Source organism: Saltatorellus ferox (genome assembly GCA_007751475.1).
Lineage (GTDB): Bacteria > Planctomycetota > UBA1135 > UBA1135.
The window spans coordinates 155,104-170,469 of record CP036434.1 but is presented as its reverse complement, the minus strand read 5'-3'; the positions used below and the strand labels follow the sequence as shown (position 1 = coordinate 170,469).

Genomic DNA, 15,366 nt, shown 5'->3' with positions numbered 1-15,366 from the left:
TACAATCGAGTAGACTTGGATGCGTTATGAAACCCGTGAGTGACTCCCGGCTCATCCAGCAACTCAGCCCCCCACAGAAGGGCGTTTTCAGCCTCGCGGACCTGCAGTCAGCGCTGTCGGACCCCCACCGCGCGTCCATGTATCGGCGGCTGGATCGCCTGGAGGAGAGCGGCGATCTCCGCCGCTTCACGCGGGGGATCTACGTGGCGGAAGACTTCGACCTCGCCACGCTCTCCCAGCGCGTGTCCCCTGGATCGACGATCAGCTTCGAGTACGTGCTGGCGCGGTCGCTCGTGATCGGACCCAAGCCCAGGCACGGCGTCAGCGCTCTTCGCGAGGGCCGTGGTGCGACCTTTGAGGGCTGCGGTGTCCGACTAGACTACCACCACGTCGGAGAGAAACTCCGCTTCGGTGAGGTCTCGGGTGATGGCGTGCGAACGACCGACCCTGAAAAGGCGATTCTCGATGTTCTGTACTTCCACCTGAGAGGCAGGAAGGCGCTGATGGACATCTACTCCGACGTGAACCTGCAACGGCTCGATCACAAGAAGCTCGACCGGTACCTTTCCCATTACTCCAACTCGAAGTTCGTCGCCTTCGCACGCGACCTGCTCCTGGTGGCGGAAGGTGACAGGCCATGACCGAGCGCTTGGAACGACCGGCCACGGACGACAGGCTCTTTCTCTGGGTCATGCACCGCTTTGCGGAAGCATTTCAGCAGCATGCCATCCTGAAGGGCGACATGGCCCTGCGGCTCTACGACTGCCCTCGGTCGACGACGGATCTCGACTACGTCTTCGTGCCCTTCGACTCCACGAAGTCGATCGCCGGCAAGATCGAGGAGACGCTCCGCGAAATCGAAGATGCCGTGGTGACGACGTCGATGAATTCCAAGGTCTTGCGGGCGGACATTCGACTCGACAACGCACAGATCCAGGTAGAGGCAAGCGTCGGCCAGGAGTGCCCTTCCATCGCCAGTGGAACGGCCAGCCTGGCCGTTCCACTGGGCCTCCCAAGTCACGTCGTGCGGATCATGGCGCCGGATACCGCCCTCGCCCATAAGCTGGCCGCGTGGAACGAACGCAGGCTCCATCGGGACCTGTACGACGTCTACTTCCTGATGATCAGGGTTGGCGCGCGCCCCGAACTGGCGGCTCTGGAAGGCCGACTTCTTAAGATCGAGTCACGTCTGCCAGCGCTGGGAAAGACGAGGACCATGGACCTGAAGACCTTCGGACTGGAGCTTGCCCACACGCTCACCAACCTGAAGCAGACCGATCTAGATGAAGAACTGGCGCCGCTTCTGCCAGCGGCTGACCTTGCGGGGCTGGAACTCAGGATCAGGTCTGCCCTGATGCCCCTCGTCGAGGCATGGACGACTTGACCAAGAAGATGGCGCTCTAAGTCGGAAGCGAGCGGGATACGGATCCGGGGCCGCCCGCGCGTCGCGTCACGGCCCCGAATCCGTTGCCTGCTGTACGGATAGGAACTCCAAGCGGGGTGGCAAGTCGATGCACTCTTTCGGCAGGGGATGGGGGCCCAGGTTCATTCACCCATACCTCGAAGCGCCTGTCCATCGTCTTTGGGCGCCCCGGACGTGATCCTCAGCGGCCTGAGCTGGGAGGAAGTCGCGGGGATTCAGGCGCGCGATGAAGCGAGTTCTGGAGCAGCCACAGGATGGGCACGCAGGCAACAGTGACCGTCGCGAGTGCCAGCGCCCAGTCCTTGATCCGGAGTGCTTCGACGTGGAGATGGCGTGCCAGCCAGGGGACCTGGATCAAGCTGCCTGACTGTGCGACGGACCCGATGACGATCCAGCGGGTGTTCGGCGAAGACATCTTGAGATGCCCGCGCCGTCGCAGCGATCAGCACATGATCTCTGTGATTTGAGGATCCCGAGACGTTACGTGCAGGGGAGACCTCAGTCGCTCGCCCGCGAATTCAGAAGGCCCCCGACATGCGCCTGGCCTTCTCGGACGAAACGAGCGCTCCGTTCCAGGGGAGCATCGAGGTACGGGTCGAGCACCTGAAGACGGGGACCCTCCTGAGTTCGATCCGGGTCGACGCCAAGCGCGGGTGCTCTCTCCCGCTCGATCCCGTCCCGATGCTGATCTCGGTCGAGTCCCACGACGGCCGCAGCGCGCGCGCCGTCTTCCAGGCCGGCTCTATCTCGAGGTCGGACCCGATCCAGATGGTCCTCAAGTAGCGCACCGGACCCAGGCGGCCACGGCTCCAACATCCATCGCTGCGCACTTCTGCGCGACTAGCCCGTGCGGTTCATTGACGGGAATGGCCAACAGGTTCAGCCACTCCACTTGCTCAGGTCGCGCGCCGACGAGGCGCGGGTGCGGCACCGAGAAGGGTGTATGGCATCGAGCAGTGCGTCCTTTCGCAACACCGCTTCGAAATCCTATCCGTCAGCGGTCCCGTAGGGGCTGTCAACGGGAGCCAACCCTCCCCGCCAGAGCTAGCGCCTTGTGGAGCCGCTACGTCTTAGCACCACCTTCTCTAGATGCCTACGGGCCATACGAAATCTCGTTAGCACGAGAGAATTCATCATTGGAAAACCCGCATCCCCCCCTATCGAGCTAAGAATAATACTCTCCGAGCGATTGCATTCCTCCAACATCTTGTCTGGATCCTCGCGCGCTCTATAGACGCGCCTGCCAAGCGAGATAGGACTCAGTGCATTAGCGCACCACGCCAACTCCGTTATATTCATAATATCTAGGTAGTGACCTTCCAATGCAGTGCTGCGCAGCTGTCGAAACTTGCTAACCCAGCCCTTCTCAACTTCCGACGAAAAATCACCCCTAAACTCCGGGTGAACACTAAGACCGGCGTCCATGAGCTTTCTTAACTCTGCCTGCACTGCGACATCGTTATCCCCTTTAGGCGCCACAACGGTGACAGACAGAACATTGCTCCGGACTAGACTTTCCCCAGCACCGTGAATCGCAGCGATAAGGTACGTACCCGCTTGTCGGAAAACAGTACGGTAAACTCTGTCGACGCCACCTTCGATGTCGGGATTGCGGCGGTGACTGAGTAAGGTTTCACCATGGAGAAAGGCGAACTCTGAGACCGTCTGCCCTGGCGCGATAGCGGTAAGAACATCCCGATCCAAATAGCTCGTGGCAAATAATGCATCCACCGCAAACAGAACAGTCCTTACTGCATCTGGATCTACAACTTCGAACCTAACACGACCTTCCAAGTCGCTTCCCGGCGTAAGGCAGGCTCGTGAAAACAAAAAGCCCTCGTCTCCAGCCGTAAATTCAAAAGTCAATTCGAGAGCGCCGTCAATTGGCACTGACGTTCTGGCAGCAGAAAGATCGATCCGACTTGGGCAAAAAAAACGCTGCTCCTGGGGCGAGCTAAAGCGACTCAATGAAGCGCTCAGCGCGCCAACTAACAACACTAAAAATGTCTGAATATTAATCATAGACTTCCAGAGCCAGTTGATCGGGTGGGCTTCATAGACAAGTCGAAGAAGAGACACTTGAAAGCCATCTAGCACATTCCATACCTGCCGCACATTGGGCGCCATAAGATTCCGCGACGCCGTGCTGTATTCGACACCATTCTTTGCGCGATGGCCAAGACCAAGCTGGTGACACAACTCCTGAGCAGACGGATAGGACTTCCAAGCGGGGTGTCACGACAGACACCACGGTAGCCTGAAGACCGAATTTGCGCCACCACTCCCCCAAGCGGCGGGGCGGCATCGATCCCGCGTGGACCCAGCGCTTCACGAAGCTGAACTAGGCCGCTCCTGACAGCTTCGCCGGTCCGCTTCCACCGCGCGTTTCAGCCAACACCCTCCCCGAGAGTACTGGCTGATCTCATTTCACCGAGCACGATCGCCCGCGCGCTGCTCGGCTACGCCCTACTTCCCGAAGTCCAGTCGCCCCTGCCGAGGCGGCATCGGTATTCGGACCTCGGGCTCTGCCGGTGGGGAACGGCTCGGCCCTGGCGATGACTGGTCTCCCCACCGGGCGAATCGGATGACCTCCCCGCCGCTCTCACCCCCGCTGACACCCTCCGCGCTGTCTCCGGATCTGTGATCACCGAGATCATGTGCCTGCGCCCGCGGCAGCGCGGGCGCTTGAGAACATCTTCCGAAAACACCCGCTTCAGAAGATCTGCCCAGCGGATGGTTCTCTGGTCCTTCGACGGCTCCCCCGCACTCTTCGCGGCGTCTTCATCGGCGACGTCCACATCCTTCGGCTCCTTCCAAACCACGGGACACGGCATCACTTGATCACGCAATGATGAGGCCGGGGCCAGCACTCCCTGATACGTCAGCTGATGCTCGCGCGGATGCGGCGCGAGCGCCGCCAGTCGAGCCATGAACTCATGCGGCGTCATAACGAAGCCTTTGGTCCCATCACGCCAGGCCTTGCGTAGCAGCCATGAGACCATCCCATCGGGACGCACCTCGAAGCGCTCGAGGCTGATGGCGGGCCTCGTCACATAGCGGCAGAGCTTCTCCAATTGCGCCCGCTGACCCTTCCGGATCAGCGTCGCCGCATGCAACGAGAACCCGTCAGCATTCACCACCAGTGGAGGCGGAACGTACCGACTCCCCCAACCCGACGACTGGGACTACCTGGCAAGATCAGGGTCGATGAGGCGCTTCAGCGGCTGCCCTACAGCAGGACCGAAGGGCACCAGCGACTTCACCGAGGCAGCCTTCAGAGCGTGCGGTCCATTGACGGGTATGGCCAACAGGTTCAGCCACTCCACTTGCTCATGTCGCGCGCCGACGAGGCGCGGGTGCGGCACCGAGAAGGGTGTATGGCATCGAGCAGTGCGTCCTTTCGCAACACCGCTTCGAAATCTTATCCGTCGGGAGCCTTCAGGTTGGACGGTCTCGCCCGCCCCTACGTCACTGCAGTGGGACGGCGACTGCCTGGGTGAAGTTCGACGTCGCGACGCTGCCACTGGCGTCCCGGTACCACGCCTGGAAGCTCCACGTCTGGCCGGCGACCGCCGAATACACCGAATTCGGGCGCGGGATCGTATCCAGGTCGAGCTGCAGTGAGGTCGACCCCGCTCCGGTCACGTGCCGGATCTGCCCTGGCGCGGCGTAGCGACCGATCGTGCCGCCGAGACACAGGACACCGCTGCTCCCACCCGGCTGGAATACCAGGCCCTGCTGCTGGCTCGCCAGCATCATCACGGCCGAACCAGCCGGGAGATCCGTGGCCAGCAACGTGAGGTTGTCTAGGCTGCGTACGTCGGTGCCGAACACCCGGAGCTGTCCAGGCGCACCGGTCGAGTTGGGCACCGCCGGTCCACAATAGGCTGTCCCCACGGGACCGCCCTGGAGCAGCTTCGCCGTCGTGAGGCTCGTCCCGCCCGTGGTCGTCTGTCGCCTGCCAGCCACGAAGACGTTCCCGCGATCATCCTGGGTCAAGTCGTAATCGGTCGGCACCGGAAGTGCCTCCCTCTGCGGCCAGAAGGCGACGTGGACACCGCTGACGTCTCCGATCCATTCGATGACTCCAGTCGGGTCGAACCGCGCGTAGAACGTCCGCGAAGGCGCGTCGAGAAAGCCCGTGACGACCGCGCTACCGTCCGGCATCGCCAAGACGCCGAAGAGTTCGCCGGGCGGATTTCCCGGCAGCGTCCACGGCGTGAGCTGCGTGCCGTCGTGGGCCACCCGCAAGAGGCGCGGCGTGGCCTCGGAGTGGGCGATGAGGCGATCCCCGTTCGGAAGGACAGCCAGGTCACGAACCGAGTAGAATGCGCCCGGGACGCTCGCCAGGTTCACTCCGGTCGGCGCCGATCCGCTCAGCGAGAAACCGGTGAGTCGGAAGATGCGGTCGCCTCCGAAGAAACCCGAGGTATAGCCCGTCTCGACGAGCGAGAGGCCTCCGTTCGAGTCGAGCGCTGCGTGACAGAACGCGGATTCGATGCTCGAACCGCCCCCCAACCCGGCCAACAGGTTCCCGCTGGGCGAGAAGACGTGGAGGCATCCGAAGTACGAGTAGCCTGTGAAGAAGTCATGCTGCCCGTACAGGTACGACTCCCCTCCCGGCCCGATGAGCAGGCCGAACGGCAGGCTGGAGACCGGGCCCGAAGGAGACTGCGCCACGGACTGCTCCCACAGCAAAACGCCGTCGGCGTCGAAGGAGTGAACGGCACCGATCGGGAACGTGTCGACGTACGCCGATCCGCCGACATGGACTCCACCCGTCGGATTCGTCGCGACGCACGTCGTGTGGTAATGCGGAGCGCCGCTCGGCTCCGTGATCGATCGTTGCCACCGGACGGAGCCGTGATGATCGAACGCGACGAGTCGAGATTGCATCGGCAGCGAGTACGTGAGGTACAAGCGCCCGGCGTCGTCGGTGGCTCCGGCCACGTACTGGCCTTCGAGACCGAAGCCCCATGGATCGGCCGGCGACGTTGCCTCCCAGTTCCACAGAGGGTCGCCGTTGGCATCAAGCGCGACGACGACGATCTCCGCCGCGCCCTGGAGACTGCCATTGCTCCATGCGCGGCTGATCGAGATCACGCCGCCGTCGGGACCGGCGAGAAGGTCCACCGGTTGGAGCACCGGCTCGGGGGAATGTTCGTAGCCCTGGCTCCAGGCGAAGGGCGCATCAGCTTGCGCCAGAAGAAGCGGAGCGGGCGCCGCCAGGGAGAGGATGGTGATCGAGAGCCTGGGCCTAGTTGTGGTGTAGGGAAGGCGGCGAAGCGAGGGAAAGCGCTCCGGAGGGTGGCGAGGAAGTCCAAGGACGGCGTCCGCACCGCACCTACCGTAGTCTGGAGTTCGATTCTTGGCCATCCCCCTCCAAGACCTCGCGCTCCTTCCACACCTCAGGCCCCTCCCGGGCCTCAGGCAACAGCGAACGGGGCCGCCCTCGCGCCGGATCGCGGGCCTCGTCCATCAGGGGATGTACCAGTTCGACTTCCCGTTGATGTAGTCCATCCGTGTCACGTGTGCCTCGCGGTTCAGCTCGGCCTGCGACCTGGGTCGCCACGTGCTACCCCTGGACTCGACGACGCGTCGCGACGGCTGGGCCGCCTGCTGCATTTCGAACTGGCGGCTCGCGAGGATATGGCTGAGTCGCTTGAACTCCGCGCTGGAGGTGGCGTGGTATCGGGCGGCGCTCAGGGCGTTCAGGCTCACCTGGGAAGGGGCCTTCCGCGACACCTCCGCCAGAGCCGCAGCGTCGATACTCCACGCCAGCTGCTCCGCCTCTGCGATCTTGCCTCGGCCCAGAAGCCCGCGCATCAGCGCCCGATCGTTCTCCAACCGCTTCGCCTCGGCCTCGGCCCTCGCCTGTGCCTGCAGGCGAACCCGCTCCCGCCTCGCGACCTCCTGGTCGTATCGCCGCTTCGACTCCTTCCAGGAAGCGATCCGAGCGCTCTCGCCGTCCTTTTGCAGCGTCGACTTCAGCTCGCCAACCGGCATCGCCTGCTCGTACACCTGCACCAGCGTTCCATCGGCATACGGCGTCAAGGCGACCCACGGCCGGTCCTGGTCCGAAGCCGGCCCCTCGGACGCGAGGATCGTCGTCCGTTGCGTCGTCGACTCCGCACTCTGCCGCACGGTACGCGCGGTCAGCTCGAGATCCGTATAGATCGCGTTGTCCTGAGTCGCTCGAAGTTTCGCCGGGTCGATCACGTACTGGAGATACATCGCCCAGCGCGGCCCTTGCGGCGTCTGCCACAGCGCCTGCCATCCAAAGACCAGACCCGTCTTCGCACCCCACTTCCGCATCGGCCGGAGCCCCAGCAATCCCTCTGGTTTCGGCGCGATCGTCCCGTCGTCCCGGGTCGGCCATACCAGCCCGGCCGTCTCGGGTGACATCTCATCATCCAGCGGGAGCACCGCCGTGTGCTTGCCGACCTGTTCGTACTCCGAAACGGTGGGATCGATCGCCCCCAACACGGTCCCGATGCTCGGAAACCGCGGCGTGATCCGCACGCCCTGTCGGTTGTAGATCGCCGCGTGCTTCGTGCCCTCCAGCGGGTCGAAGTGAATGACAAAGACGTCGCCATCGAGGTAGTCGATCGGCTGCGTTCGGCTCGCCGCCACCTTGGACGACTCAGGCCTCGCGAACGCCCCGGCCCGCACGTCCTCGAGCGTCGCCACCGGCAGCGCATCGTGATCGAGCAGCGTCACCGTCCACCGCCCACCCGCCTGCTTGGTCGTGCCGACGTAGCCCGACTTCGCCCCGACGCCCGCCTTCACGAGCCCGAGCTGCTCGAAGTCATACGGCGTCGTCTTCCCGCTCTTGATGTCGTATCGCAAATAGTCCGCTGACTCGAGCGTTCGCACGATGGCCGCATCGGTGCTGGTGGCAACGGCAAACGCAAATTCTGTCGGCACGAGTTCCTTGCCACCCTTGAGCCGTACTCCGAACAACGCCGGCAACCGCCGTGTCGCGATCGGGGCTCGGTAGATCGTCTGAACCTCGACCTCCTGGCCTGATCGACCGTCGGGCACGCTGTACACCGTCGAGGCCGTGGCAGACGACGGATACCCATCCGGCACCGAGGAACCCGGAGCCGCACAGCCGACGATCGCCACGAGACACGACACGAGAAGTAGGAATCGCATGGCACTATCCTATGCCGGCCATCTCTTCCATGATTGGAACGGCGCCAGCGATGCAGAGAGTCCCAGCAGAAAGTTTCAGTCCAGGCCGCTCGCCAGCACCTCGGCGAGGTGCATCGCGCGCGGCGCCCTGGACTCCGCGGCCTCGTCTTTGCGCAGGCGGCCGTCCATCTGCATGAGGCAGGACACGTCGCTCGACGCGATCACATCCGGGTGCGCTCCGCGAAGCACCGCGAGGCGCGTGTCGAGCATCGCCGTCGAGACCTCCGGCTGCTTCACCGAGAACGTTCCGCCGAAACCGCAGCAGGTCGGGTCGCCCGCGGCTTCGATGAGTTCGAGGCCGCGCACCTTGCGCAGGAGCTGGCGCGGCTGTTCGCGCACCCCTAGATCGCGGAGGCCGTGGCAGGCGTCGTGCCAGATCACTCGACCCTCGAACTCGGAGCCGAACTCGGTCACTCCCAGGACGTCGACCAGGAAGCTGGAGAACTCGTGGCTGCGGGCCGCGAACGCCTTCGCCTGGGCCAGGCGGCGCGGGTCGTCTTCGAAGAGGCGCGGCGCGTGCTGGACCATCGCTGCGCAGGACCCCGACGGCATCACGATCGCCTCGCTGTCATCGTTCTCGTAGGCATCGAGCATCGCGGCGACCACGCGGCGCGCCTCGTCCTCGTAGCCCGTGTTGTAGGCGGGCTGGCCGCAGCAGGTCTGCCGCGGCTCGAAGCGCACGGTGCAGCCCGCCTTGCGCAGGACCTTGACGGCGCTGACGCCGACGCCGGGCCAGAAGCCGTCCACGAGACAGGTGACGAAGAGCGAGACGTTCATGGGAGGATCCGGTCCCGATCAGTGGGTCTCGGTCGTGGCGACCGTGTGCTTCGAGAGCGTGTCCTCGGACAGCTCCAGGCCGACGCCCGGCTCGTTCGGAAGCTGGTAGTAGCCGTCCACCACGTCGATGGGCTCGACCCAGATGCCCTTGATCGACTCGTAGCAGTTCTCGAGCATCGGGCAGTGCGGCGTGGCGGCCGCGAGCTGGGCGTGCAGCTTCTGCTGGACGTTCGTGTGCGGGACGATCGGCAGGTCGTGGGCACCGGCCAGTGCCGCCACTTCGAGCCACTCGTCGATCCCGAGGAGCTTCGTGGCGTCGGCCTGAACGATGCCGACGGCACCCTGCTCGATGTAATCGCGGAACGCGTACTTCGTGAAGATCGTCTCGCCGACCGCGACCGGGATTTGAATGGCGCGCTGGAGCTCGGCGTGGGCCTTGATGTTCTCCGGCACCATCGGCTCCTCCAGCCAGAAGACGTCGAAGTCCGCGAGCTTGCCGCCCCAGTAGCGCGCGATGTTCAGCGTCCAGGCGCAGTTCACGTCCGTCATGATGCGGATCTTTGGACCGACCGCCTCGCGCACGGCGCCGATGCGATCGTAGTCCTCGCTCGGGTCCTTGCGGCCCAGCTTGATCTTCACCGCGTGGAAGCCTCGCTCGATCAGCGCCGTCGCGTCGCGCACGAGGTCTTCCTGGCTCCAGTCGAGCCAGCCGCCGTCGGTGCTGTAGGCCTGGACCTTGTCCCGTGCGGCGCCGAGGTAGTGCCAGAGCGGGACGCCCGCGCGCTTCGTCACCACGTCCCAGAGCGCGAACTCGCAGGCGGCGATGCCAACGCGCGAGGCGCCCACGCGACCCACGAAGTGGTTGGTCAGGAACAGCTCCTGGATGATCGCCTTGCGCATCGTCACGTCCTTGCCGATCAGCACCGGAGCGTAGTTCTCCTCGATCATCACCTGGGCGGCGCGCAGCCCGGGCGTGTAGCTCCAGTTCGTGCCGACGCCGATGACGCCGGCGTCGGTGTGCAGCCGAACGGTGAGGAACTCGACCTCGTCCACCTTGCTCTGGGAATCGTTGATCTGGCGCTGACCCAGCGGAACGCGCAGGAACGCGGTTTCCACCTTCGTGATACGGGGACCCATGGGAGTCGATTGAGTTAGCTGGAGAGGTCGGAAGTGGAAAGCTCGCCCGCGGCGTGGAGCTCGCGGAAGCGCTGGAGAGTCTGGGCGATGCCGTCCTTCAGGGACGTACGGCTGAGGCCGGGGAGCGCGTCGTCGAGCCGGGCACCGGCGATCGCGCCGGGCACGGGCAGTTCGCCGCCGACGACCTGGATCAGGTCGGACGCGCCGTCCACCTGGGCGCAAAGCTCGGTCACGAAGGACGTGACCTCGGTGGCCGCGCCGGCGAGGTTGTAGACCGATGCGCCCTCGGGTCCACGCTCGGCGGCGGCGATGAACGCGTCCGCGCAGTCGCCCGCATAGAGGAAGTCGGTCCGTCCGCCGAAGCCGATGGTGTAGGGCTGCCCGATGACCGCCGACTTGATCGCCTTGGTCGGGCCGCTCGTCATGCCCTGGTCCCGGCCGACGCCGTAGACGGTCAGCGGCCGCAGGCCCACGCTGGAGATGCCGTACTCCATGTGGCTCACGCGCGCCGTGCCCTCGTTGGCGAGCTTGTACACGCCGTAGTGGGTGTTCGGGTGCGGGGTCGCGTCCTCGTCGGGAGCGCCGTGACTGCGCACCTCGTCCTCGCGCTCGTAGACCGCCGCCGACGAGGCGTAGGCGATTCGATCGATCCCCGCTTTCGCCGCCACCTCGAACACGTTCACCGTACCCAGGACGTTCACGCGCGCCCCGAGCATCGGATTGGCACGGCAGAACGGCACCTGAAGGCCCGCCAGGTGAACGATGCGCTTCACACCATGGTCCTCGACGCAGGCGCGCAGGGCTTCGGGATCGGCAATGTCGCCCTGAACGAAGTGAACGCGCTTCAGCGCGTCATGGCCGACGAGGTCGCGGATCCTTCTCGGATCCGTGCCCATGTCGAAAACGACCGGCGTATCACCGCGCTCGAGGAGGCGGGAAACGGTCCAGGCGCCGATGCAGCCGAGCGCGCCGGTGACGAGGAAGGTGGAGGTGTCGTTGGATGTGCCCATGGGTGCGCGAGATCATGGCACAAATGGCCGTCGCCCGCGCAGCCCCGGACTGCGTTGGTCATCGGGCGACGACGAATTGGCCCTGGACCACCTCGCCCGTGTCCGACCGTCGGCCACGATAGCTCCACAGGCCCGAGGAGGTCGGGCGCAGCGTGACCCGTAGGCCGTTTGCGCTCGGAATGGCCCTGAGGGAGGCGCGCTCCCCGCGCCCGCCGACCACCTCGATCACGTCTTCGATGTGGAGGGCGAAATGGAGCTCGAGGGTGCCGTCGATGAAGGGTTCGCCCGCCAGTTGCGCGGCCGCGCCGTCGACGTTCAATACGCTCCGGAATTCACGCGTTCCGTCTTCCGTCATGAGCTCCAGTCGAACGGGGAGCGCCGCGCCGCCCTGGACGACCACGACCGGATTCATGCTCCGTGCACTCGTGCCGTCGGCGAAGGAGGCGCCCGGGATGCTCCAAACGGCGCTGGATAGCCAGGGCTCCATGGCTCGGTCCGTAAGCGCTGCCGCACGTAGCGACACGAGCGAGGTTCGGCTCGCGTCAGCGACGATCATGCCCGCACTTCCAGGGGCCGCGGGACTGCCACTGACTCCGGCGCGCGAGGACTCCGGGTACGAGGTGTTCATGGGATCAGCGACGCCCGCATCGAAGAGGTGGAACCGATCCACGCTGAAGTCGGTGCTCCGCCCGGAGAACTCGATCCGGTGGTTGCCTGCGGTGAGGTCGTAGCGGGCCTCGGGCTTGTTGCTGGGACTGAACTCGTGGTTCGTGGCCCACGTCCACTGACCGCGCTGCCAGGAGAAGGCCTTGACCCAGTCGCCTTCGTCCATCCGAACCCAGAGGTCGTTCGCCAGCGTGCTGTCGGGGTGATCGTGCCGATTGTGGATCCGAAAGCTGTACTCGCCTGGTTCCTCGATCCAGAAGTCGAAGCCGAACGCATCGGCGCCAGGCGCCGAGTACATGTTCGCACCTGCCCAGCGCAGGTAACCAGAGCCAGTGAAACCCGTCAGCGAGGTTTCCTCGGCCCACGAGCCGGTCGCGAGCCCGGACTCCATCTCCACGACGATCAGGCCGTCGTCAGGCAAGTAGGCGCCCGCCGTGGCGCTGTCGCCCAGGGGCGGTGCACCGGGGTCACCAGAGCCGCCGCCGTCCCCGGTGCCGCCGGAAGAACAACCCGTGGCGAGGGTAAGGGCCAGCGCGGAGAAGGCCAGCGCGGAGAGGACGAGAAGGGGGCTCTTGGGGAGGGAAGACATGGCACGAAGAACGTCGACCGACGACTCCGTCCCACCCCAGGCCACCTCGTCTCATTCTGCTCCGTGTGCCAGATCGAGCGCGATTTACTCCGTCAAGTGCAGGTAGCGATCGCCCACGAGCGGCCCGAGGCGCGCCACCTGGCCGCTGGGCCAGCGCACCTCGATCTCGCTGATCAGGGCGGAGTCCCCGAGGCCGAAGTGCAGGGTCTTCGGCGTTCCCGTGCGGTAGCTGTGGCCCGCCATCAGCGCGCGCATCTGCTGCACTCCGTCGGGCGTCCGGACGACGACCTGGGCACCGATCGCGTCACGGTTCGAGAGCGTGCCCTCGAGCTCGATCACGACCCAGTGGTTCTGCCCTGTGGTCTGGGCCGACGTGTTGTTCATGTAGAACCGCGGCGAGGTGAGCAGACCGTTGCCCATCGCGATCAGGTCCTGGTCACCGTCCTTGTCGAAGTCGAAGTCGATGATCGAGTAGCCGCGAAGGTCGATCCCGGTGGGGATCGTGACGTCGGTGAATTGTCCCGTGCCGTCGTTGCGAAAGAAGTTGCCGGTCCCCGTGCCCGTGGGGATCACCGTCAGGTCGAGATCCTGATCGTTGTCGAGATCGACAAAATTCGTCCCCCAGCCGATCGACGTGAAGCCGTTGGCGAAGTTGCGACAACCCCGCGCGGCGGCCTGATCGACGAAGTGGCCCAGGCCGTCGTTCACGTAGAGCACGCCAATGTTGATGTTCGTCGAGTAGATATCGAGGTCCAGATCGTTGTCGAAGTCTCCCACCGCGAGCCCCATGTCCGATCCCTGGTTGAGCGTGTTGGCGCTCTGCGTGACGTCCATGAACTGTCCTCCTCCCATGTTCTGGCAGTGGAAGTCGCGGTAGAAGTCCACCGCGCAGTGCAGGTCGGGGAGCATATCGCCGTTGAAATCGGCGAAGACCACCGAGAGCGCCCGCTGGAGAGTCGAAATGGGCGGACCCCACGTGGCCGAGATATCCTGAAGATGCGGCAGGCCGTTGTTCTGGATCATGAAACAACGGGAGTGGGTGTAGTCGCCCACATTGCCCGAGTACGCGAGGAAGATGTCGAGGTCGGCGTCGCCGTCGTGATCGACGAGGGCGAGGCTGCTGACCGTGGACGGCGAGTGAGCGATACGCAGGGGACTCGTGCCGAACTCGAACCGGCCCGTGGTGGAGATCTTGTTCTCGTAGTACGCGATGGCGCAGAGCGCCGGGTCGGGCTGGCCGGTGGTCGGACTGATGCCACGCCTCGTGACGACCATGTCCTGGTCGCCGTCGTTGTCGAGGTCAGCGAACGCGCCGAGCGACGTGGGGATATCGTTCACAGGCATCCGCTGGGCGGTGACGTTGGTGAACCAGGGAACGCGCTGGCCCGCCTGGATCAGGGCACCTTGATTGCGGAACAGCGAAGGAGACTGATCGTCGGCAGCGAACACGGCGAAGTCCTGCCAGCCATCACCATCGAAGTCCCCGATGGCGAACCCCATCCGGTTGTCCGCGTAGTTGAAGTCGATGCCGATTCGGTCCGTCACATCGACGAGGTCGAACTGCTGGGCCCGGGCGGGAACGGCCGCAAGGGCGGCCAGGCTGAAGGTGATCGGCGGAAGGAGAGACAGGGCAGACTTCTTGAACATGGCGATCGGGGGAAGGGGCCAATGAGAAAGAGCGACGCAGACGCGCCCGTCATACGGTAGGTCACTTCCCAGAATCGCGCTATGTCGCCGTTCCGGGGAGCCGCAGCGGGCCGTAAGCGGCCTCTGCGGCGCGCAAACCGTGATTGGAGGTCCAGGGCGCCGCCACCCTCAGCACCGAACCGTAGTCCGCCGCCAGCGTGCACACCGGCCAGTCCGAGCCGAACATCACGCGCTCCTCGCGAAACGCCTCGAAGGTCTTCTCGATGAAAGGCTCGAGGTCACCCAGCTTCCAGCCGCTCCAATCGGCCTCCGTCACCATCCCGGAGAGCTTCACGGACACGTGGTCGAGCGCCGCGAAGCGCTTCATCTCCTCGCCCCAGGGCTCCAGTGCGCCGTCCTTGATGCGCGGCTTGCCGATGTGATCCAGCACGATCCTCTGGCCGTCGAGCGCCTCGCAGAAGCGAATCGCCTCCTCCGCCTGACGCTCGTAGATCAAGAGGTCGTAGGCGAGATCGAGGTCCGCCAGCTCACGCGCGCCCCGGCGGAACGGCTCGGCGTCCATGAAGCCATCGGGCTCGTCCTGGATGACGTGCCGGACGCCGACGAGGCGATCGCCACCCGGCAGCTCCCGGAGCCGCGCGATCTCGTCCGCCACGCCGCCCGCCGCCAGGTCGACCCAGCCCACGACGCCGACGATCCACGGATGGTCGGCGGCCAGGCCGAGCAGCCACTCCGTCTCCCGCGCGGTCTGGCACGCCTGGACCGCGATGGTCGCCTGGACGCCGTGGGCGTCGAGCAGCGGCCGCAGGTGCTCTGGCAAGAAGTCCCGTCTGAGCGCATCGAGACCCCCGTCCACGATCCATGGGTAGTCGGCGGCGTCGTAGGACCAGAAGTGCTGATGGGCGTCGACTTGCATGGGT

The 15,366-nt window shown here is 65.0% G+C and carries 14 protein-coding genes; 3 read left to right on the top strand and 11 right to left on the bottom strand.

The features are described 5' to 3' along the window. Positions 1-35: 35 nt before the first annotated feature. Together Poly30_RS00650 and Poly30_RS00645 are read left to right on the top strand one after the other, a co-directional pair. The gene (locus Poly30_RS00650) at positions 36-641 is read left to right on the top strand and encodes a type IV toxin-antitoxin system AbiEi family antitoxin domain-containing protein (RefSeq protein WP_145194095.1); all 606 of its coding nucleotides are present in this window, start codon (positions 36-38) and stop codon (positions 639-641) included. Next, positions 638-1,384, top strand: coding sequence for a nucleotidyl transferase AbiEii/AbiGii toxin family protein (locus Poly30_RS00645; protein ID WP_145194094.1), 747 nt, complete (start codon positions 638-640; stop codon positions 1,382-1,384). Before Poly30_RS00650 ends, Poly30_RS00645 begins: the two co-directional genes overlap by 4 nt. A 220-nt stretch (positions 1,385-1,604) precedes the next feature. On the opposite strand, the gene Poly30_RS00640 is transcribed toward Poly30_RS00645, so the two are convergent. Further along, on the bottom strand, positions 1,605-1,838 hold the full coding sequence (locus Poly30_RS00640; protein WP_145194093.1) for a hypothetical protein: 234 nt from the start codon (positions 1,836-1,838) through the stop codon (positions 1,605-1,607). 119 nt (positions 1,839-1,957) lie between these two features. On the opposite strand from Poly30_RS00640, the gene Poly30_RS00635 reads away from it, so the two are divergent. After that, the gene (locus Poly30_RS00635) at positions 1,958-2,206 is read left to right on the top strand and encodes a hypothetical protein (protein WP_145194092.1); all 249 of its coding nucleotides are present in this window, start codon (positions 1,958-1,960) and stop codon (positions 2,204-2,206) included. 261 nt (positions 2,207-2,467) lie between these two features. Here the strand turns inward: Poly30_RS00635 and Poly30_RS00630 are convergent, their stop codons facing one another. The 10 genes from Poly30_RS00630 to Poly30_RS00585 all read right to left on the bottom strand — a co-directional run bounded on the left by Poly30_RS00630 (position 2,468) and on the right by Poly30_RS00585 (position 15,362). Continuing rightward, entirely contained in the window at positions 2,468-3,622 is a 1,155-nt protein-coding gene (locus Poly30_RS00630; protein WP_145194091.1) for a hypothetical protein, read from the bottom strand. 260 nt (positions 3,623-3,882) lie between these two features. Next, entirely contained in the window at positions 3,883-4,563 is a 681-nt protein-coding gene (locus Poly30_RS00625) for a transposase (RefSeq protein WP_419190785.1), read from the bottom strand. A 328-nt stretch (positions 4,564-4,891) separates the two neighbouring features. Continuing rightward, the gene (locus Poly30_RS00620) at positions 4,892-6,568 is read right to left on the bottom strand and encodes a PQQ-binding-like beta-propeller repeat protein (RefSeq protein ID WP_145194089.1); all 1,677 of its coding nucleotides are present in this window, start codon (positions 6,566-6,568) and stop codon (positions 4,892-4,894) included. Positions 6,569-6,901: 333 nt separating this feature from the next. Further along, positions 6,902-8,581: a hypothetical protein gene (locus tag Poly30_RS00615; RefSeq protein ID WP_145194088.1), complete on the bottom strand. Its 1,680-nt coding sequence runs from the start codon at positions 8,579-8,581 to the stop codon at positions 6,902-6,904. Between the two features lie 75 nt (positions 8,582-8,656). Further along, a complete protein-coding gene (locus tag Poly30_RS00610; protein ID WP_145194087.1) occupies positions 8,657-9,397 on the bottom strand; it encodes a (Fe-S)-binding protein in 741 nt (246 codons plus the stop codon). An 18-nt stretch (positions 9,398-9,415) separates the two neighbouring features. Then, positions 9,416-10,534 (bottom strand): mandelate racemase/muconate lactonizing enzyme family protein, encoded by a 1,119-nt coding sequence (locus Poly30_RS00605; protein ID WP_145194086.1) that lies wholly within the window; start codon positions 10,532-10,534, stop codon positions 9,416-9,418. 14 nt (positions 10,535-10,548) lie between these two features. After that, positions 10,549-11,544 carry an NAD-dependent epimerase/dehydratase family protein gene (locus Poly30_RS00600; protein ID WP_145194085.1) on the bottom strand — a complete coding sequence of 332 codons (996 nt, stop codon included), beginning with the start codon at positions 11,542-11,544 and terminating at the stop codon, positions 10,549-10,551. 58 nt (positions 11,545-11,602) lie between these two features. Next, positions 11,603-12,799: a hypothetical protein gene (locus Poly30_RS00595; protein WP_145194084.1), complete on the bottom strand. Its 1,197-nt coding sequence runs from the start codon at positions 12,797-12,799 to the stop codon at positions 11,603-11,605. An 84-nt stretch (positions 12,800-12,883) separates the two neighbouring features. Then, positions 12,884-14,446, bottom strand: coding sequence for a CRTAC1 family protein (locus tag Poly30_RS00590; RefSeq protein ID WP_145194083.1), 1,563 nt, complete (start codon positions 14,444-14,446; stop codon positions 12,884-12,886). Positions 14,447-14,525: 79 nt separating this feature from the next. Further along, complete coding sequence (locus Poly30_RS00585) at positions 14,526-15,362, bottom strand: amidohydrolase family protein (RefSeq protein WP_145194082.1); 837 nt, start codon at positions 15,360-15,362, stop codon at positions 14,526-14,528. Positions 15,363-15,366 lie beyond the last annotated feature (4 nt).

Bases quoted from the DNA above. Each gene is read 5' to 3' on its own strand.
- Poly30_RS00585 (WP_145194082.1), bottom strand. From the start codon at position 15,362: ATGCAAGTCGACGCCCATCAGCACTTCTGGTCCTACGACGCCGCCGAC.
- Poly30_RS00605 (WP_145194086.1), bottom strand. From the start codon at position 10,534: ATGGGTCCCCGTATCACGAAGGTGGAAACCGCGTTCCTGCGCGTTCCG.
- Poly30_RS00640 (WP_145194093.1), bottom strand. From the start codon at position 1,838: ATGTCTTCGCCGAACACCCGCTGGATCGTCATCGGGTCCGTCGCACAG.
- Poly30_RS00645 (WP_145194094.1), top strand. From the start codon at position 638: ATGACCGAGCGCTTGGAACGACCGGCCACGGACGACAGGCTCTTTCTC.
- Poly30_RS00590 (WP_145194083.1), bottom strand. From the start codon at position 14,446: ATGTTCAAGAAGTCTGCCCTGTCTCTCCTTCCGCCGATCACCTTCAGC.
- Poly30_RS00610 (WP_145194087.1), bottom strand. From the start codon at position 9,397: ATGAACGTCTCGCTCTTCGTCACCTGTCTCGTGGACGGCTTCTGGCCC.
- Poly30_RS00600 (WP_145194085.1), bottom strand. From the start codon at position 11,544: ATGGGCACATCCAACGACACCTCCACCTTCCTCGTCACCGGCGCGCTC.
- Poly30_RS00615 (WP_145194088.1), bottom strand. From the start codon at position 8,581: ATGCGATTCCTACTTCTCGTGTCGTGTCTCGTGGCGATCGTCGGCTGT.
- Poly30_RS00595 (WP_145194084.1), bottom strand. From the start codon at position 12,799: ATGTCTTCCCTCCCCAAGAGCCCCCTTCTCGTCCTCTCCGCGCTGGCC.
- Poly30_RS00635 (WP_145194092.1), top strand. From the start codon at position 1,958: ATGCGCCTGGCCTTCTCGGACGAAACGAGCGCTCCGTTCCAGGGGAGC.